Here is a 19,272-nt window from a genome sequence, read left to right as displayed (position 1 = left end):
GGCGTCAGACCACCGACAAGACGACGATCATCGCCAGCGCATAGATCACGATGGCACCGCCGATCAGAACGTAATGAAAATTGCCCATCGTCTGGGCCTTCAAAATGGACTTCATCTGCCCCATCAGGTCCGGCCAGGTGTAGCTGACGAAATCGCCCTGCGTGAAAACGGCTTTGATCCGGCCGTCGGCATCCACAACCGGCAAACGGCGGAACCGTTCGTTCGACATCATGCGCAGCCAGTCCAGCATGTTGTCCGTCTCCTGTGCGACACGCGGGTCGGACGTCATGATCTCGGACAACTTGGTCTTGGTCGCATCCATGCCACGACCCACAACCTTGTTCATGATGTCCCGCTCGGTCACGACGCCGAGTACCTTGTCATCGCCATCGGTCACAATCACGCAGCCATAACTTTTGTCGGACATGGCCGCGACGGCGTCGGTCACCGTGGTTTCTGGCGGTCGGGTCAACGGCTTGGTCTTCTTCGAATACTCGGGCCGGTCCATCAGGCGGCCGCCTGCGCGGTCTTCGGATGCCATGGTCATCTCCTGTGTTGGCTGCCCGCAAAGACCTAGTGGTCATCCGCCCCGCGTCAATCCGACCCCCCCTTCAGCCGGATTTCGGGGTCGCGTGAAGCCTACAAATCGATCTCGACGATGCCGCCCGGTTGCGCAGCGCGGCTCTGACAAAGGATGATCGCACTTTCCCGTTGCGCCTTGGACAAAACAAAATCCCGGTGCTCTACCGTCCCGGAAATCAGCCCACATTTGCACACGCCGCAAATTCCATCGCTACATTTGACGTCCACGTGCACGCCCTTTTGGGCCAGCACGTCGGTCGCTGTCTGGTCGGCTGGCACGGCAATTTCGCGTCCTGACCGGATCAGTCGCAGAATGAAGGGGTGGTTTTCGTAGGGGGGCAAGTCGGGGACGTTGAAATACTCCAGATGCCGCGCCTCTTCGGGCACTCCGGCGGCCGCTGCAGCCGCCATGACGGCAGCCATGTAGCGCTCCGCCCCACAGACATAGACATGCGTTCCTGCGGGCAGATCCGCCATCACGGTGGCCATATCGGCCCGTGTCTCTTCGTCGGTGATATGAACCTGCACATGGTCGGCCCATCGCGCTGCGCGCAGCTCCGGCAGAAACCCCATAGTCGCCCGCGACCGGCCTGAATAATGCAGCGCGAAAGATGACCCCGCCCGGTGCAATTCATGCGCCATCGCGATCATCGGCGTGATCCCGATGCCCCCGCCCATCAGCACCGAATGCGGGGCCGGGTGGACCGGGAAATGGTTGATCGGCCTGGACACGAAGACCGTCCGCCCAGGCGTGAAAATACGGTGCATCAGGGCCGAGCCACCCCGCCCGCCAGCTTCGCGCAGAACGCCGATCCGGTACCGCGACCGGTCCGCCGGATCACCCCACATCGAATACTGGCGCAGGAACTCGGGGGCCACGACCACGTCCAGATGCGCGCCTGCTTGCCACGCCGGCAGGTCTGCGCCTTCTGGCGACACAAGATCGAAAGCCATGACCCCCTCGGCCACCGTCTCCGCCCGATCAACGCGCAGCTGTATGACCGGGGATCCGCCCGCAGCTGTATAGACGTGGTCGGTAGGCACCTCTCCGCGCTCTAACCGCGCCCGATACTCATCAGCAGTGATCATCGCCTGATATGCTTCGATCCCTGCCTCCCGGTCCATCGGGGCGGGGTACGGATAGGGATGCGGGGCAAGTGGCGCGGGATATACGGCCAACGTCTGATCCGCATAGCGGAGATCCAGATCGCGCTGCAAATCGCGCGCATTCACCGGCTTGCGCGTCGGCCGGTAGGCTCCGTCTTCCTCGATCTCCAGGTCCCACCACCACTTCTTGACCGGGTTCAATCCGCCATTGCCGACCGCGTCATCCAGCTTCGCCAGAAGCGGCGCGGCCCGTGGTACGTTCATCGCGGCCCAGCGGAACGGGGCTTCGGCAAACAGCCCCTCAAGGTTCCAGGGACAGGTTTTCATGCACCGTCCACACATTGCGCCGCCCTCTGTCCCGATGCGGTAGGTGGCGCATTTCTGGCTGTCGGATTTCCAGATCTCGTAGCCGTTGAACATCAGCTTTGGCCCGGCGGTGATCGCCCCCGACGGACATTCCCGCGCGCATTTGTTGCAGCTTTCGCAAAAACTCTGCAGTCCGAAATCGATCGGCCTGTCGTGCGCCATCGGCAGATCGGTCGTCACGACGCCGGATTTCAGACGGGGGCCAAGAAACGGGTTCAGGATCACTTCACCAATCCGGCTGACCTCGCCCAAACCTGACAGCAGGAGGAGCGGCGGCTGCAACACCTCCCCGTCCATCACCGAATGCGCCTTGGCGGAATATCCCAAGCGCCGGATCTGCGCCGCAATCACCCCGCCCAGCAGGGAAAACCGCAAATAGGCCCGCATCGACTGCGCCACGCTGATCCAGTCGTCACCGGATGCGCCCTCCATCGTATCGTAGCCTTGGTCCACGATCATGCTGATCGCCTGGTCATGCGGCGGGTCGATCGGATCGCCGCGCGCGTCATGGCTGTACCAGGTCCAGTCCGGGCAGCGGCTGATTCCAACGGCATCTACGCCAAGCCAGTAGGCTGTCGCCTTGACCAGCTCCGCCGCGTTTTCAGGCTCTAATACTGTCGTTTTCGCCGCCGTCTCCCCGTCCTGCAACAGGACGAATGCCCCCAGAGCACGCCGCTGGGCCATCGAGGGGGCCGCCTTGCGAACGTAATGTCCGCCCCGCGCCTGATCCTGCACCGGTTTGCCCATGTCGCCGAATTGCACCCGCGCGAACAGGTCGGCACGCTTGGGCACCCGGGGCACGCGGGGTTCGTCGATGTAAGTGGTGGGCTTGTCGACCCGTTTCAGCGTCTCGAAGGGATGCGCCCCGTCCACGAAGCGCCGCCCCTTGAACGGCACCGCGTTGCCTGCCGACTTCACCGTCCCGCGCCCCAACTTCCACGACAAGCCGAACGCGCCGGGCGGCTGCTTGTGCGCCAGCGGCAGATCGCGCGCCAGGTCAAGCGTCGTAGTGACCGCCGCCAGTCCGAACCGTTGCCCGACATAGGGATGCGTAAGCACCCCGTCCTCGACCGTGGCCACGCCCGCTGCCACGGCCAAGCGCCCCAGATCCACGTCGGATGCGGACACGGTATGCCCTTTGGCATCGAACCCCAACAGGCGGATGTAGTTGGACAGGACCGCCGCGGTCTCGGCCGCAAGAAGTCCGGCGCGGTGCGCCTGTGCGTCCGCAATCCAGCCGCACCCCGCCTCTCCGGACTCCGGGTCGCGGGGGTTTTCGTACATCAGGACGATCGCATGGGTGTGCCCGCCAACCGGCGATGGCGGGGCGTCCGCAGAATCTCGCAGATCCGCCATGATCGTGTCGATACCGGAAGCGAGCGTCTTGGTCTGCCGGGTCTTCAGATCCTCGACCAACCGCGCCACGTCCGGGTTCACAAATGGCACGGGCAGCAGGGCGGCTTCGGGCACCGGCCCCACACCAATCACAGCCGCGTCACAGAAATAGCCGAACCCTTTCAGATGCTTGGAACGCTCCACCGGGTCTGCCGGAATATCGGACCGCACTCCGTTGACCAGCCCGTCCCGGATCGCATCCAGCATGGCCTGATGCTCCCCCATGGCGTTGACGATGGAAAACGGATCATCCGCCCGTCGATACGACATCTGCCGCATCGCGGGCACCAGTTGCAGGTCGGGCATGTCGTGGCACCGCGCCAACCTCTCGACCGGATAGGGACCCAGGTAGGGGGGCCGGTCCTTGGTTGAGAAAAAGCGAGGGGTCATCGGCGGCTCCTGTTCAGTGCGGCGACCGTGGTCCCCCCGCCAGAGGAGATCAAGCGCGCCTCAGTTCAGGCGCACGGAAAGGTGATCGGCCATCGCCAGCGCCCCCTCAAGAAAGCCGCCATGCTCCGGGGCCACCTCGGTCGAGCCGAGCATCAGTGCGCCGTCCCAAAGCTGCGCCAATGCGGCGGGCATCCGGTAGTCCGGGTGCGCGTACAAGGGTTGCCGGTCCAACGCACTGGCCGTCTCGGGATGATCCGCCCAATCCGTAAGCTGCGTGGCGACGGGGATCCGTGTGCCGAACATCCGCGCCAGCTGTGCTGTCGCGGCCTGCCGGATCGCGGCCCCCTGCCCCGCCCGGTGCGTCGCCGGCACGCCGACAAATCCGAACAACGCACCGGGCGTTCCGGTTGGCCCGCTCGCGTCGTGGATCTCGACCAGTGGGCCGCGCCGCGACATCCCGTCTCCCGACAGACCCGTGTCGCGCCAGAATGGCCGGTCGTACACGGCAACGAATTTTGCCTGTCCGCCCATCCATGTCGGTACTGCGCGCAGTTCAGACAGAATTTCAGGCTCTAACAAAGGGGAAAATGCCAATTCCGCCACCACGCGCGGGGGCAAGGCCATGACGATCCGGCGCGCGCCGATGCGACACCCATCAGACAACGTTACACCGTCCGGTCGCACCTCCGCGACCGCCGACCCAAGGTGCAGCCGCACGGACGGCAAGCCGGTGGCCAATCCATCGATCATCGCGGCCATACCACCGGCAATCCGAAGGCTGCCCGCCATCGACGAAAAGCCACGATCACGCTGCACGCCCCCTGATTCATCCTCCCAGATCAGCGCACCATCTGCATGTTGGGAGAAGACGTGCAGTCCCAGCCGATCCGCCATCGCCGCCATGCGCGGCTGACCGGGCCAGAACCATGACGGGCCCATGTCGAACGCCGTTCCACCATGGCGCAAAACGTCGATCCGCCCGCCCAGACGGCTGCGCGCCTCGATCAGCTGCCAGTCTTGTCCCGCAGCCTGCAATCGATCCGCCAGCGCCAGGCCCGAAAGTCCACCGCCGACGATCAGAACATCCGTGTCGCTCACACCGCCGGGGCCGCGGCGAAGGGAATGTGTCCGGACTTGATCCAGACCTTCGCGCCTGTGTCCCCCGCGACGGCGTCAAGGCGGCTTCCGACCGGAAGGCGCAGCCAAGACCGCGCGTCCAGCCTCTCCCCGCTCTCGGTCGCGGTGCCTGACAGAACAAGAACCTCGGCCCCGCCGGGCAAATCCCGGGTCACCCGCGCGCCAGCGTCCCATTCCTCATAGGTAACAGCCTCCCTCGCGTCGCGGTGCAGCTCCTGCACCCGAAGACCCGGCCCCGCGCCGACCATCTCCGCGCCCATCTCGCGACGAATTTGGGTCCGGTCGTCCATGTCGAATTGCCACAGCTTGACGAAAATCGTGCACCCCAGGTCCGAACCTGGCGTGTGCTGGCTGGTCGGTGGATTTCGCACATAGGTCCCCGTCGGGAAATCGCCGTGTTCGTCCTGAAACACGCCATCCAGCACGATGTATTCCTCGCCACCTGTATGGGTGTGCGCGGAAAAGTGGCTTTCAGGCGCGTAGCGGACGATCGTCGTGGCCCGCGCCACCTCTCCGCCGATCCGGTCCAGCATCCGTCGGTCGACGCCCGGCATCGGCGACGGTTGCCAGTCGAGCTGATCAGCATGGACCAGCACGCGCGTGGTGAAATCATCGTTGAGGTTCATTGCGTCTTCCTTACGTAGCCGGGGCGTCCGGGCGACAGATACGAGTCTCTGCCGTCCTGTGGGCTGTTCCGTTTCCGTCTCGGGAGGTATCGGCGCAGCCCCGAGAAACAAAGCCTTTCCAAGTCTTTATTCAGCCGCTCCCGATAAGTTGATCACGGGCACGCCCGTCGGCTCAAAATGGCGCGCGTTGCGTGTGATCACAGTTAATCCGTGCACCTGCGCGGTTGCGGCGATCAGCAAGTCATTCTCGCTATTGCCGATGCGCGCCGCCATTTGGCCCCACGCTACAGCCACTTCTGCATCCACCGGGAGTAGTCGCCCCGCGAAATCGACGGACTGCACGCGTTGTATCCAATCACGCAGATCAGCGGCGAAAACGGGGTTCCGCCGGTTCGCCATCTCGATTTCAGTCTCAACTTCCGCAATCGTGACGACCGAAAGGTGCATCGCATGGAGAGGGCGGAGGGCGAACCAGGCCGCAATCTCCGGAAACCGCTTCTGCCGTCGCAGTATCGACAGGACATCGGTATCAAGCAGGTACATCAGAAATCGATGTCGCGCGGGCGGGCATTGCCGAGGCGTTTGAAGTCAAAGTCCGGCTCATCGTCCGGGGCCTGCGGAATGTCGCCCATAATGTCACCGAACATCACCGGTTTCTTCAACTCGTTAAGGGCCGCCCAATCCTCTTCGGACACGATCACGACCGCTGGCTCCCCGCGCCGAGTGACATGCTGCGGCTCACCAGCGAGGGCAGCTTCGACAACGGCACTGAACTTAGCTTTTGCGTCTTGAACGGTCCACATGATAGCCCCCTGACCTTCTGACTAGTCAGCTAGTCAGACTAATTCCACCTTGCAAGGTTTCCCCGCGGGGAAATCAGGTATCCGCCTCTATTTCCCGCCAGAACGCCTCGATTGCCTTCTCAAGACGCGTTCGGTCAACGGCACCGAAATCCACCTCGGCACGCAGCTCCATCTTGCCCTGCGTCGCAGTTGCCCGCACGCCCGGCCCGACCGGAACAGACAGGGCGACCCGTCCGCTTCGCCCTTTGGGTGCACCGCGCTTCTTCGTGGGCAACGGTGCCGCATGCCCTTCGACCACTTGCCGCAGAATGGCTAGTTCCGTCGCCGCATCTCGTTCCGGCTTTACCCGCAGCGCATCGCTGACCGTGCCAACAAACGTAGCATCCGCCTCAAGCCGATCCGCCAGCGCCAACCCGACAGACCGCGACATCGCAGATGGATGGTCCAGCACTTTCTCCAGCCCCGCCATCACCAGTGCAAACCGGCGGATGTAGCTGCGCTTTTGCGGTGCCACGCTGGCAAACAATGCGTTTACCGCATCATCAACACTGGTGCACCCGTCCACGTGGTCGGCCGCATAGGCCCGCGCCAACTGGGCCATTTCGGCGAAACTCACATCCTTGCGGATCAGGTTCTCATCGACCATCCGGCGATAGAGCCCCGCATCAGACTGACCCGCCGCCAGGATACCCGCCGGTATCTGCGCCCAACAATCATCCTCCGTCTCGGCCAGCAGCTCCCGGTAAGCCGTCAGGCGGCGCAGCCCCTGGACCAGCTCATACCCCCCTGCCCCGTCCGCTTCGACGCGGATGGGGTTGCTCAACCCGATCTCACGCAGCGATGTCTTCAGATCAGCGAGGTCCAGACGGTCGGAGATACGACGGTCCCGTGTCAGCTTGGTCGTCCGCACCGCGTCCAGCGGCACAAGGTCCGTCACCAACCCCAGCTTTTTCAGTCGGACAAGCTCATGAGCCAAGGCGTCATTCTCGGCGCGGATATCCGCTTCCATCTTCTCGCGATACCGCCGCGCGTCGCCTACCTCGCCGATGGCCGAGGCCATAGGGCCCCGTCGCGCGGATTTCGTCTCCACCTCTTCGGGGACTTCGGCCGGATCCTCGGGAAGGTCGACATCGAATATACGGCGTTTGCGGCTCATGCCTCATCCTCCATCTTGTCCCATGCGGTCAGAATTGTTTCGCGGAATTCACCGTAAGCCGTGTCAAAGGTGGACCGCGCCCGGCGCCATGTTTCCCGCGTCATATCGCGATAATCGATCTCGTAGACGGAACTGAGAAAACGCCCCGACTGCTCCACAGCGCGCGTATGCTCGATCGGGTTCTGTGCCATGCGGTCGCCGAAGACCTTGCCAAAGGCATCCTTCATCGCGCGGTGCAGATCGTTACCCGGCTCGTACCGGGTCAACAGAAACCTCACATCAAGGAAGGTCTTCCCGAAATCGGATTTCCCCGTGGGGAAATCGCCGAAACCGACAAGATCTTCGAGTGCCTCGGACAACTGACCAATGAAGGACGTCGTGGAGTCGTACTCCCAATAGCCCGGGCCCGAAGGGATGTAGAGGACGTCCGCGGCGAAAACAGCGTTCATCGACTGGTACCCGATCGCCGGCGGACAATCGAAGATTACCAGATCGTAGGCGTCCCGGGGCAGGGCATCGAGCCAGCGTGATACCGCAGCGAAGAAGGACCAGTCGGGATTCATGTGCCGGTACTGCGCACTTGCGAACTCAACGAATGCCGCATTCGCGCAGCTTGGAACCAGGTCGATTGTCGACCAGCAGGTCGGCTTGATAAAATCGGACTGGCGCAGATCACCAAGCCCCGTGTCCGCAATCGAAGACGGCAATTTACGGTGCGGCATCTTGCGGCCAGACTCGGCACCCTGTGTGGCGGAATTCATGCGTTCCGTTTCACGGATCAGATCGCGCGCGAGAATCCCCCAGACCGTATGCTCCTCGCTCACGTCACTCAGACCCATCGAATGGCTCAGCGTGGCCTGCGGATCAAAGTCGACACATAGAACACGGTAGCCGTCCAACGCCGCCGCATGAGCCAGGTGAAGGGCGGTCGTCGACTTGCCCGCGCCACCTTTGAAGTTGCTGACCGCAACCCGGATCGCGCGCTTGCCCGAGGGGCGGGGAGGCATCAACGTCTGGCGATTGATCTTGAGCTTCCGGCGCAGCTCGTTCACTTCCTCGAGACTGAACCACCGCTGCCGCCCGTCTTGCTCCACCTCACCCGAAGGCAAGGTCGGATCCGCGACCAGCCGCCCGCGAAAGGTGTTCTGGTTCACGCGGAAAATCAACTCCGATACTTCCCACGACGAAAAGCGCCGCAGAACCTTTTCGTTGCCGGGCGAAAACGTCTGCCGACGAATCCACCCTTGGAGTTTCAGTGAGCTGTCGCGCATCGCCTGCAAGTCGCGATAGTCGAGCATAGGTCCGCCCCAACGTTGTTCATTCATTGGAACCGAAATACGCCGAAATTGACAAACAGGTAAATCCCGCAATATCGCTTTGTTGCAACTTGGCATTTCCCTGCGGGGAAAAGGACACAGGGCTCAGCAGCGACGCAGACCGATTCGCGTCCGACGTGTATGAAGACCCTTATGTTGGGGGGACAGGTGGACGCTCCTACCTCTGCTTGAGGGGACACAATGCTCAACAAGGGTGACAGACATAGTGTCCCCCTATACCGTATCCATACCAATTTCATTTCTATGATTACGATACAGAACAACGGTGCTTGACAGAATCGCGAAATCCAACGCAAATCAGGGCAACAGCCGGAATAACGGTTGATCGAGCAGCAAAGGGCAGGAGGACCAGATGGGTCTCGGCCGACAAAACATGGGACGACCGAATCTTAAGGGACGTCAAACACCGTCCTTGAAGTACGACGTACTGACCGCCCTCGGCGCGTTTGGCTGTGCTGGCGACAAGCATCGTCAGCGCATCGCCCTGCGCCTGATGACGCTTCTGACGGCACGGTACAACTGGCAGGAAGATTCGCTCACCACCGGGCAGCGGGAGATTGCAGCGCTCTGGTCCGTTGACCAACGGACCGTGAAACGTGAAATGGCACGGCTCAGAGAGCTCGGTTGGCTGATCTTGAAGCGACCCGCCGCACGCGGCCGGGTCGCGTGCTACGGGTTGGGTCTGGACGCACTGCTTGGACAGACAGAACCCTGCTGGGCAAATGTCGGTCCGGACTTTGTGGTTCGAATGAGTTCAAAGCCTGTTGACGAGAGCAACCCGACTGTCGTCCCATTTCCAGTCATGGGGGAGGGGGCTTGGGCGCGCATCGCCACGACGCTTCAGGCCGAGGACGCAGGGGTGTTCAACGCCTGGTTCGCACCGCTCGTCACGCTCGGGGAACGTGATGGAGTGCTGCGCCTCAAGGTCCCGTCGCGATTCCACGGCTCTTTTGTGCGCACACACCACCTTTCACGACTACAAGCACTTGCGCGGCATCAGGGTCTGGACGTCGACTTGGTGGATTGAGCCCCAAACCTGGGGGGCGATGCGTACACCGCTTCTCAATTCTTGGTCCTATTAGTCCCTACCGTCGGGATTAGAGACTGATCCATCACTCTGGCGACCGAGGTTCTGGCGGAGCATTACTGAGGTAGAGGTGCCGGCCTATGTCATGCTGGAGTGTCATGCATTCGCTCATAGGCAGGGCAGGGGGCACCTTCTTCGGCCCGAACCCCGGGCTTCTCGCCGTCGTCGATACAGAGGCCAAGAGCGGCGGATATACGCTCATTTAGTCCTGCATCGACCGCAAAACCGCTACGCAGGCGGCATGGATCCGAGGCTCTACATCGCGCAGAATCTGTACACGGTCGAAGCGCGCGGCATCCGCGGCCAAGACATCGCGCAGCGCGCTGCCGAAGACCTGCCGCAGCTCCGTCCCGATATTGAACTTGCAGATCGACGTGTTGCGGGCCAGCCGCGCACGTTGTGCGTGGGGCACGCCCGAGCCGCCGTGGATGACGAGAGGCACCTCGGTCATGGCATCGATGGCGGCGATACGGGCTTCGTCCAGCCCGCTGCCCGCGTCTGTTTGAAGGTGCACGTTGCCGACCGAGATCGCCATCGCGTCAACGCCGGTATCCCGCGCGAATTGCGCCGCCTCGGCCGGGTCTGTGCCACGGCTCTCCGCGCCGTCGGCGTACCCCACGAATCCAATCTCGCCTTCGCAACTGACCCCCGCTGCGTGGGCCATTTCCGCGATGGCGCGGGTGCGCGCGATGTTGTCGCCGAGCGAGAGCTTGGAGCCGTCGAACATCACCGACGTGAAACCCGCATCAATGGCGGCGGCGCACTCCCTCTCTTCGTAGCCATGATCCAGATGAGCGACGATGGGCACATCGACATCCGCAGCCAGCGACCGGAACATCGCGCCCAAAACGGGCAGGGGGGTATGCGCGCGGCAAGACGGTCCGGCCTGAAGGATCAACGATACGCCGACAGCCTGCGCCGCATGGGCGTATGCACGGGCATCTTCCCAGCCAAGGCAGACGACGCCAGCGATGGCCCGCCCGTCGCGCAGGGCGGGTTGCAGCACCTCGGACAGGGTGACGAGGGTCATTTGAACTTGGCCACCATGTCCATGATGCCCGGAATCGTGTGCAGCTGCTCGGCGTGGGTCGGCTGGAAGTATTGCTTCAGCGAGCGCTGCGACAAGCCGCCCAGGATCGTGAAGTAGTACATCTCGTAGCCCGGCAGCACGGCGCAGGGGTGATAGCCCTTGTCCAGACAAATCGTGGAGCCGTCCATGATGTGATAGGCATCGCCGGGCTTGTTGTCCTCGCGTTGCAGCATCTGCACGCCAGAGCCGTAGTTCGGCTTGAACCGGAAGTTATAAGTCTCGTCGTGGCGCGTCTCGATGATTTCGTCGCCGTCCTTGCGGTCAGTGTCGTGCTTGTGGCTGGGAAAGCCCGACCAGCCGCCTTGGCCCACGGTGAAGAGCTCCGACACGAGAAGGCGCCCGACCCGGTCGTGGTAGCCGGCTCCTAGAATATGGGCGATGCGGCGATGGGTTTTCGTGTCATCGGAGCCGTATTGCACCTTGTCGAGATCCTTCGCGCGTACCTCGAACGGCTTGAGGACCTCGTCGTACTTGGCCCCCGCGATGAAGACCTCGGCGGCGTCGGACCGGCAGGTGATGCGCGCTGCAGTGTCCGTCGGGACGTAACAGCCTTCGGGGTCACCCTCGAAGACATCGACCCGCCGCAAGCCCAGATCCTTGTAGGTTTCGCCCGCGACGTCGACGGTGATCGTGCCGGTCGCTGGTACGATGCACGTCTCGTATCCGGGCACGCGGTAATCAAAGGTCTCGCCCTGTTTCAGTTTCACGATGTTGAAATAGTTCAGGGGCACCGTCGGGTTGTCGATATCGACGATGGGCTTGTTCTGGTTGTTATGGGGGGGGATGTGCATCGGGCTTACTCCGTCGGTCCGGGGTGGTCGGCCAGGAAGGCCTCGAGTTCGTCGGTGGTGGGCATGGCGGGGGCGCAGCCGACGCGGGCGACGACCATCGCCGCGCTGGCCGATCCGCGCAGAACGGCGGTCCTGATGTCGTGGCCGTTCGCAAGAGCCGCGATGAAGCCGCCCATGAAGCTGTCGCCCGCGCCGGTCGGCTTGAGTGCCTGCGTCCGGTAGATGCCGGTGCGGATCTCCTGGCCGTTGTGGAAGGTGATCGCGCCCAACTCGCCCATCTTGTAGACGATGAGCTTGCCGTCAGCGGCAAGTTGGCGGGCCTTTTCCAGCCCCTTGTCGTAGTCCCCGGCCATGAAGCCGAATTCCACGTCGTTGCCGATGATGAGATCGCACATATCGCCCGCGCGGCTGAGAACGTCGGCGGCCACTTGCGCGGAGGGCCAGGAGTAAGGTCGGTAGTCGATGTCGAAAATCAGCGGCAGGCCCGCGTCGCGCGCGAGGTCGAAGGCGCGAAAAGCTGCCGTGCGGCTGGGATCGGCGGCGAAGACAGTGCCGGTGGTAATCAGCGCGCTGCGCCCGGCATAGGTGGCGGCCTGAACATCCGCGACGGTCATCTCGAAATCGGCGGCACCATTGCGATAGATGACGGACTGGTGGTCTTCGATCCGGGTCTCGACCACGGCCAGTGAATTGCGGGCCTCTCCGCCGACGGGGGTCACTTGGGTGCGGTCGATTCCGTAGTGGTCCAATTGGTTTACGGCGAAGCGCCCGATGGCATCGTCGCTGACGCGCGTGACGAGCGCGGCCTTGCAGCCCTGCTTTACCAGAGCCACACCGATGTTGGCCGATGAGCCGCCAAGGCACGAGACGAACTGCGTCGCGTCCTCGGTCCGGGTGCCGGGCGGGTCGGGATAAAAATCCATTCCCGCACGGCCCACGATCAGGAAATCCTTGCCTGACAGATCCATCAGATACCCTTCCGTTGCCGCGAGCGGGTCGATTCCCAATCGTCATGGGCCGCGCGGACGGAGACGCTATCCGAGACCTCGGGCGTGCCGACTTCCCACCAGGCGTGGCCCGCGGTCGTCCAGCCCTCATAGGGGTCGACCTCCATCACGATGACCGAGGTTTCCGCGCGGGCTTTCGCGCGCTTGAACGCCTCGGTCAATTCGCCAGCGTTAGAGACGGTTTCGGCGGTCGCACCAAGTGCGCGGGCGTGCGCTTCGAAGTCCACGCGGACCTGTCGCGTGGCGGTGGGCGTGTCGGCGATCAGATTGTTGAAACTATCCTGACCGGTGTTGTTCTGAAGCTTGTTGATGACCGCGAAGCCGCCGTTGTCGAGGACCAGAACGATCAGTTTCTTCTCCGTCAGGACGGCGGAATAGAGGTCGGAATTCAACATCAGGTAGCTGCCGTCGCCGGTGAAGACGACCGTGTCGCCGTCGGGGTCGGATTCGGCCTGCGCGATGCGAGCCCCCCAACCGCCGGCGATCTCGTATCCCATGCAGGAGAAGCCGAATTCGACATCAACCGTGCCGGGGTTCAGCGTCTTCCAGTTGGCCGTGACTTCGGCAGGAAGACCGCCCGCGGCGGCGACGACGCGATCATTCGGGGCCATCAGCGCATTCACGGTGCCGATCGCCTGCGCATAGGAGTTGGGGCGGTTGCCGGGGCGGCAGGTTTCCTCGCGGGTGGCGTTCCACTTGACCCGCTGAGCTTGGCAGTCTCCGCGCCAATCGGCGGGGGCCTTCTGCCCACCCATCGCGTCCGAAATCGCGGTCAGGCCCAGCTTGGCGTCGCCGACAACAGTGGTGGCAAGGTGCTTGGCGGCATCATGGCGCCCGGCGTTCAGGTGCAGCAGTTTCGCATCTGCGGCGAATGCGGTCCAACTGCCGGTGGTGAAATCCTGCAACCGTGTGCCGACGGCGAAGACAAGATCCGCGTTTTCGGCCGCCCAGTTGGCCGAATCCGACCCGGTGACGCCGACAGGACCGATGTTCAGGGGGTGATCGTCCGTCAGGTTGGCGCGCCCGGCGATAGTCTCGATCACAGGGATATCGTGCATTTCGGCGAAGCGAGTCAGTTCGGCCACGGCCCCGGAATATTGCACCCCGCCGCCCGCGACGATGACGGGGCGCTCTGCTGCCTTCAGCAACGCAACGGCATCGGCGACTTCGGCCGCGTCGGCGGCCTGACGGCGGATGCGATGGGTGCGGGGCGCAAAGAATTCGACGGGGTAGTCAGCCGCCCAACCCTGCACGTCCTGCGGCAGGCCGATGAATGCGGGGCCGCAGTCCGCGGGGTCCAGCATCGTGGCCAGCGCGGCGGGAAGGGATTGCAGGATTTGCAGCGGGTGCGTGATGCGGTCCCAAAAGCGGGTGACCGGCTTGAAGGCGTCGTTCAAGCCCAGCGTGGGGTTGTTGAAATGCTCCAGCTGTTGCAGCACGGGGTCGGGCAGGCGGGTCAGGAACGTATCGCCGCACAGCATCAGCATGGGCAGACGGTTCGCATGAGCGAGGGCGGCAGCAGTCAGCAGATTCGCAGTACCGGGACCGGCCGATGCGGTGCAGAACATGAAGCGCCGGCGCAGGTGATACTTGGCATATCCGGCGGCCGCAAAGCCCATGCTGGTTTCGTTCTGACCTCGGTAAAGCGGCATCTTGTCCTGCACGGGATAGAGCGCTTCGCCCAGGCAGGGGACGTTTCCATGCCCGAAGATGCCGAAACCCCCGCCACAGATGCGCGTCGGGGTCCCGTCGATGTCGATATACTGTGCCAGAAGCCAGCGCACGATGGCCTGCGCCACCGTGAGGCGGATCGTTTCGGTCATGCGGGCCTCCTCCCTTGGAAAAGACTTGCGCCCTTTCGAATCCCAGAATAGCGATGTTGCAACCGGTTGCAATTGTAAATCCGGGAGGGGGGGAAACATGCGTGACATCGGAATCGGCATCATCGGTGGCGGCTATATGGGCAAGGCGCACGCCGTCGCCATGTCGGCCGTCGGTGCCGTGTTCGAGACCAATTTGCGCCCCCGGCTGGAAATGGTCTGCGCCACTTCCGATGCCTCTGCGGAGCGGTATCGCGCGGCCTATGGCTTCGCCCACGCGACAACCGACTGGCGGGCACTGGTGACCGCGCCCGAGGTTGAGGCCGTCGTCATAGCCGCCCCGCAATCGATGCACCGCCGGATCGCGGGGGCGGCCTTTGCCCTGGGTAAGCCGGTGTTTTGCGAAAAGCCGCTGGGTCAGGATATGGACGACAGCCAGGCGATGGTCGACGCCGCCGAAGCCGCCGGTGTCGTCAACATGACCGGCTTCAATTACGTCCGTACGCCCGCCACGCAGGAGGCGATGCGGTTGGTGAAATCCGGGGCCTTAGGCCGGATCACGTGGTGCCGGTTCGAGCACACGGAGGATTTCCTGGCTGACCCCGACACGCCCGCCAACTGGAGGACTGAGGGGCGGGGGACAGGCTGCATGGGCGACTTGGCCCCCCATCCGATCAACTGCGCGCTGGCGCTGATGGGGCCGATCGCGTCGTTGAACGCCGAGATAGAGACAGTGCATGCCACGCGTCCCGGTCCGGATGGGCCTGTCCAAGTGACGAACGACGATCACGCGCAGATGATGCTGCGCTTTGCATCGGGTGTGATGGGGCAGATATACGTCAGCCGTACGGCGACGGGGCGCAAGATGGGCTACGCCTACGAAATCCATGGGTCGAAGGGATCAATCCGCTTCGATCAGGAAGATCAGAATGCCCTGCATGTCTATCTTGTCGATGGTCCCGAGGCGGGGCGCGGTTTCACGAAGATCCTGACCGGTCCGGCACATCCGAATTACGCCGCCTTCTGCCAAGGGCCGGGGCACGGCACCGGCTACCAGGACCAGATCATTATCGAGGCCCGAGACTTCTTGCGGGCCATTGAGACGGGCAAATCCATCTTCCCCACATTCCGCGACGGGATGGAGGTCAACAGGGTGGTTGATGCCGCCTGGACCTCATCGGAGGCGCGGGCCTGGGTCGATCTATGAGGACCAGATCATGAGTATATCCATCGGTAACGCGCCCTGCTCCTGGGGTGTGGAATTTGCACAGGATCAGCGCAACCCGACGTGGCAGCACGTCCTGAAGGAATGCGCGCAGGCGGGATACAATGGGATCGAGCTTGGCCCCGTCGGGTTCATGCCCGAAGACCCCGCCATTCTGGCGGACGGCCTGGCGCAGCACGATCTGACCTTGATCGGGGGGGTCGTCTTCCGCGCCTTTCACGATCCGGCGCAGTGGGATGACGTGATGGACGGTGCGGTGCGCACCTGCAAGGCGCTGGTCGCGCACGGGGCGCAGCATCTGGTCCTGATCGACTCCATCTCGGAGCGCCGCGCGCCGACCGCCGGGCGCGCCGCCGAAGCGGAGCAGATGGACCAAGCCGAGTGGACCGCCTTCCGCGACCGTATTGCCATCGTCGCGCGCATGGGGGCCGAGGAGTATGGCCTGACCGTCGGCATCCACGCGCATGCCGCCGGGTTCATCGACTTCGAGCCGGAGTTGGAGCGCCTGCTGGACGAGGTGCCGGAAGACATCCTGAAAATCTGTTTCGACACCGGACATCATTCCTATGCCGGTTATGACCCTGTAACCTTCATGAAGCGGCACATCGCGCGCATCAGTTACATGCACTTCAAAGACATCGCCCCCAAGGTGAAAGCCACCGTAGTCGAGAACCGGACCGATTTCTACAAGGCCTGCGGCGACGGCATCTTCTGCAACCTGGGGCAGGGGGACGTCGAATTCCCGGCGGTGCGGCAGATCCTGCTGGACCACGGATTCGACGGCTGGTGCACGGTCGAGCAGGATTGCGATCCGACGCAGAACCCCGACACCTTGGGCGATGCGAAGGCCAACCGCGCATATCTTCAGTCGATCGGATTTTGACATGGCGAAACTGAACTGGGGCATGATCGGCGGCGGAGAAGGTAGCCAGATCGGACCGGCACACAGGCTGGGCGCGGGGTTGGACGGAGAGTTCGCCTTCGCCGCAGGCGCACTCGACCACCGTCCGGAAGAAGGGAAGGCATACGGCCGTCGCCTGGGACTGGACCCCGACCGGGCCTACGGCAGCTGGCAGGAGATGCTGGCCGGTGAGAAGGCCCGCGACGACCGCGTGGATCTGGTCACCGTCGCCACGCCCAATGCCACCCATTTCGAGATCACCAAGGCGTTTCTGGAGGCCGGCTTTCACGTCCTGTGCGAAAAGCCGATGACCATGACCGTCGAGGAGGGCGAGGAGCTGGTGCACATGGCCAGCCACACCGGGCGTATCTGCGCGGTGAACTATGGCTACTCCGGGTATTCGCTGGTCCGACACATGCGTGCAATGGTGGCGCGGGGTGACATCGGCAAGGTGCGCGTCGTGGTCGCAGAATTCGCCCATGGCCACCATGCCGATGCGACCGACGCCGACAATCCGCGCGTGCGCTGGCGCTATGACCCCGCGCAGGCCGGGGTCAGCGCGCAGTTCGCCGACTGTGGGATACACGCCTTGCACATGGCCAGTTTCGTGACCGGGCAAGAGGTAAACAAGTTGTCGGCGGATACCGTTTCCGCCATCGAGGTGCGCACGCTGGAAGACGACGCGATGGTCAACTTTCGCATGGACGGTGGCGCGGTCGGGCGGCTCTGGACCTCTTCCATCGCGATCGGACGTCAGCACGGGTTGGGCATTCAGGTCTTCGGCGAGACGGGCGGGCTGCGCTGGACGCAGGAGCAGCCGAACCAACTCTATTACATGCCTCTTGGGCAGCGGTTGCAGGTGATTGAGCGCGGCGAAGGCAACTTGTCACCTGAAGCCGACCGCACCAGCCGCGTCACCGTCGGCCATGCGGAAGGAATGCCGCTGGCCTTTGGGAACATCTATGCCGACCTGGCCGAGGCAATCCGCGCCCGCAAGGAAGGCCGGACGATGGACCCGGCGGCGAACCTCTATCCCCGCGCGGAAGACGGACTGCGGTCGATGGCCGCCGTATTCGCCGTGGCCGAGTCGGGCAAGGCCGAGGGCAAATGGGTCGACGCTCGCCCGCCGATGTTCCGCTAGGCCAGCGGGCGCAGCGTACCCCGCTCGACCACTTTGCAGGGGAACAGCCGCGCTTCTGGCAAGCGATCCGGGTCTTCGATGGCGAGCAAGACCAATTCGATTGACGCATCGACAATATGCGTAAGGGGTTGCCTGATTGTGGTAAGGTCGATGCTGTCCCATCCGGCGAGAACCATATCGTTCAGGCCGATAATGCCGACGTCGTCCGGCACCGAGAGGCCCGCGTCGGTCAACGCGGATATCGCGCCGATTGACACCACATCATCGCCGCAGAAATAGGCCTCCGCTGCGGGGCCGGTTGCGAGCAGGTGCTGCATCTGGGACCGGCCCGCGTCGAAGGAATAGGCGGCGGCGAAACTGACGGTGACTTCGGTGTCGGGGCCCTTTGCGCCGTTGATGAAGCCGGCCAACCGATCCTGGGTTGAAGTTGCGCTTTCGGGGCCGCCCATGAAGGCCAGCCTGCGGTAACCCCGCGCCAGAAGTGTCTGCGCCGCCATGCGCCCGCTGGCGACGTTGTCGATACCAACGACATGGGTTTCCGGCGTCGCGGTCCAGCGCCCGAATGAATGGACGACCGGCAGTCCCGCGTCGGCGAAGGCGCGCGCAAAGCTGGGTGGTAGGGTCGAGGAGGCGACGATCACGCCGTCGACAGAGTACTGCCGCAGCATCCGGACCGAGGCTTCGGGGTCAGTCTCACCCGACAGGTTGACCAGCAACGGGCGCAGCCCGCGGTCCTGCAATTCGCGGGTAAAGCGGTCGAAAAGTTCAAGGAAAATCGGGTTCTGAAAATTCGACACGACCAACCCGATCAGCTTGGTCCGCCCGGTCGAAAGCGCGGAGGCGAGCGCCGAGGGCGCATAACCCAGATCGTCGGCGGCCTGTTCGACCTTGGCGCGTGTCTTTGAACTGACCGAAGCGCCCTCGGTGAAGGTGCGCGATACCGCGGAGCGACTCACCCCGGCGCGCAGGGCGACATCCTTGAGTGTTACGGGCATCCTCGGCATCCTTCGTTTGGCTTGGAGCATCGGGTCTTCCCGACAAAATTGCAATCGGTTGCAATTTTTTCGGGGAATGTATGGCCGCAGCAACCGTTTTTGATGGAAGATGCATCAGAAAACGAACTAGTAATCTGACATACATCAAAGTGTGACGCCCGTTCGGGCCCGGAGTATCCAGCATGGCGAACCGACCTACCATCGCCGATCTTGCCCGTGCCGCCGGGGTCAGTACAGCGACCGTGGACCGTGTCCTGAACGGCCGCCTGAGTGTGCGGGCCGAGACCGCGCGCAAGGTTCAGGACGCCGCGCGGAT

18 protein-coding genes are annotated in these 19,272 nt (G+C 63.3%); 5 read left to right on the top strand and 13 right to left on the bottom strand.

The window, feature by feature from the left end; all coding sequences use genetic code 11:
- Positions 1–4 precede the first annotated feature (4 nt).
- From BLV27_RS14805 to BLV27_RS14770, 8 genes are all read right to left on the bottom strand, one after another.
- A complete protein-coding gene (locus tag BLV27_RS14805) occupies positions 5–541 on the bottom strand; it encodes a CBS domain-containing protein (protein ID WP_092647282.1) in 537 nt (178 codons plus the stop codon).
- A gap of 98 nt (positions 542–639) precedes the next feature.
- Positions 640–3,840: a 2Fe-2S iron-sulfur cluster-binding protein gene (locus BLV27_RS14800; protein ID WP_092647281.1), complete on the bottom strand. Its 3,201-nt coding sequence runs from the start codon at positions 3,838–3,840 to the stop codon at positions 640–642.
- A 60-nt stretch (positions 3,841–3,900) separates the two neighbouring features.
- Positions 3,901–4,938: a flavin monoamine oxidase family protein gene (locus BLV27_RS14795; RefSeq protein ID WP_092647280.1), complete on the bottom strand. Its 1,038-nt coding sequence runs from the start codon at positions 4,936–4,938 to the stop codon at positions 3,901–3,903.
- The gene (locus BLV27_RS14790) at positions 4,935–5,603 is read right to left on the bottom strand and encodes a cupin domain-containing protein (protein WP_092647279.1); all 669 of its coding nucleotides are present in this window, start codon (positions 5,601–5,603) and stop codon (positions 4,935–4,937) included. The genes BLV27_RS14795 and BLV27_RS14790 overlap by 4 nt, the downstream gene beginning before the upstream one ends.
- Positions 5,604–5,729: 126 nt before the next feature.
- The gene (locus tag BLV27_RS14785; protein ID WP_092647278.1) at positions 5,730–6,146 is read right to left on the bottom strand and encodes a type II toxin-antitoxin system VapC family toxin; all 417 of its coding nucleotides are present in this window, start codon (positions 6,144–6,146) and stop codon (positions 5,730–5,732) included.
- A complete protein-coding gene (locus BLV27_RS14780; protein ID WP_092647277.1) occupies positions 6,146–6,406 on the bottom strand; it encodes a type II toxin-antitoxin system Phd/YefM family antitoxin in 261 nt (86 codons plus the stop codon). Before BLV27_RS14780 ends, BLV27_RS14785 begins: the two co-directional genes overlap by 1 nt.
- 73 nt (positions 6,407–6,479) lie before the next feature.
- Positions 6,480–7,562, bottom strand: coding sequence for a ParB/RepB/Spo0J family partition protein (locus BLV27_RS14775; RefSeq protein ID WP_092647276.1), 1,083 nt, complete (start codon positions 7,560–7,562; stop codon positions 6,480–6,482).
- Positions 7,559–8,860, bottom strand: a complete 1,302-nt coding sequence (locus tag BLV27_RS14770; protein WP_092647275.1) for an AAA family ATPase — start codon at positions 8,858–8,860, stop codon at positions 7,559–7,561. The genes BLV27_RS14775 and BLV27_RS14770 overlap by 4 nt, the downstream gene beginning before the upstream one ends.
- Before the next feature lie 451 nt (positions 8,861–9,311).
- Here BLV27_RS14770 and BLV27_RS14765 point away from each other — a divergent pair, with 451 nt between their 5' ends.
- Positions 9,312–9,926: a DnaA N-terminal domain-containing protein gene (locus BLV27_RS14765; protein WP_244504690.1), complete on the top strand. Its 615-nt coding sequence runs from the start codon at positions 9,312–9,314 to the stop codon at positions 9,924–9,926.
- Positions 9,927–10,188: 262 nt separating this feature from the next.
- On the opposite strand, the gene BLV27_RS14760 is transcribed toward BLV27_RS14765, so the two are convergent.
- The 4 genes from BLV27_RS14760 to iolD are packed head-to-tail and all read right to left on the bottom strand — an operon-like array spanning position 10,189 to position 14,697.
- Complete coding sequence (locus tag BLV27_RS14760) at positions 10,189–11,016, bottom strand: class II fructose-bisphosphate aldolase (RefSeq protein WP_092647274.1); 828 nt, start codon at positions 11,014–11,016, stop codon at positions 10,189–10,191.
- Positions 11,013–11,867: a 5-deoxy-glucuronate isomerase gene (locus tag BLV27_RS14755; protein WP_092647273.1), complete on the bottom strand. Its 855-nt coding sequence runs from the start codon at positions 11,865–11,867 to the stop codon at positions 11,013–11,015. Before BLV27_RS14755 ends, BLV27_RS14760 begins: the two co-directional genes overlap by 4 nt.
- A 5-nt stretch (positions 11,868–11,872) precedes the next feature.
- The gene (gene iolC / locus BLV27_RS14750; protein WP_092647272.1) at positions 11,873–12,835 is read right to left on the bottom strand and encodes a 5-dehydro-2-deoxygluconokinase; all 963 of its coding nucleotides are present in this window, start codon (positions 12,833–12,835) and stop codon (positions 11,873–11,875) included.
- Positions 12,835–14,697 carry a 3D-(3,5/4)-trihydroxycyclohexane-1,2-dione acylhydrolase (decyclizing) gene (gene iolD / locus BLV27_RS14745; RefSeq protein ID WP_092647271.1) on the bottom strand — a complete coding sequence of 621 codons (1,863 nt, stop codon included), beginning with the start codon at positions 14,695–14,697 and terminating at the stop codon, positions 12,835–12,837. The genes iolC and iolD overlap by 1 nt, the downstream gene beginning before the upstream one ends.
- A gap of 97 nt (positions 14,698–14,794) precedes the next feature.
- Between iolD and BLV27_RS14740 the strand changes: the two genes are divergently transcribed.
- The 3 genes from BLV27_RS14740 to BLV27_RS14730 are packed head-to-tail and all read left to right on the top strand — an operon-like array spanning position 14,795 to position 17,961.
- Entirely contained in the window at positions 14,795–15,901 is a 1,107-nt protein-coding gene (locus BLV27_RS14740) for a Gfo/Idh/MocA family protein (protein WP_092647270.1), read from the top strand.
- Positions 15,902–15,911: 10 nt separating this feature from the next.
- Positions 15,912–16,802, top strand: a complete 891-nt coding sequence (locus tag BLV27_RS14735) for a sugar phosphate isomerase/epimerase family protein (RefSeq protein WP_092647269.1) — start codon at positions 15,912–15,914, stop codon at positions 16,800–16,802.
- 1 nt (position 16,803) lies between these two features.
- Positions 16,804–17,961 carry a Gfo/Idh/MocA family protein gene (locus tag BLV27_RS14730; RefSeq protein ID WP_092647268.1) on the top strand — a complete coding sequence of 386 codons (1,158 nt, stop codon included), beginning with the start codon at positions 16,804–16,806 and terminating at the stop codon, positions 17,959–17,961.
- On the opposite strand, the gene BLV27_RS14725 is transcribed toward BLV27_RS14730, so the two are convergent.
- Positions 17,958–18,956 (bottom strand): LacI family DNA-binding transcriptional regulator, encoded by a 999-nt coding sequence (locus tag BLV27_RS14725; RefSeq protein ID WP_092647267.1) that lies wholly within the window; start codon positions 18,954–18,956, stop codon positions 17,958–17,960. The genes BLV27_RS14730 and BLV27_RS14725 overlap by 4 nt on opposite strands.
- Positions 18,957–19,138: 182 nt before the next feature.
- Here BLV27_RS14725 and BLV27_RS14720 point away from each other — a divergent pair.
- On the top strand, positions 19,139–19,272 hold a 134-nt coding region (locus BLV27_RS14720), incomplete at its 3' end, for a LacI family DNA-binding transcriptional regulator (RefSeq protein ID WP_139176675.1).

The sequence above is a fragment of the Jannaschia faecimaris genome, from assembly GCF_900107415.1.
Taxonomy (GTDB): Bacteria; Pseudomonadota; Alphaproteobacteria; order Rhodobacterales; family Rhodobacteraceae; genus Jannaschia; species Jannaschia faecimaris.
This window is presented reverse-complemented; position numbering and strand designations above follow the sequence as displayed.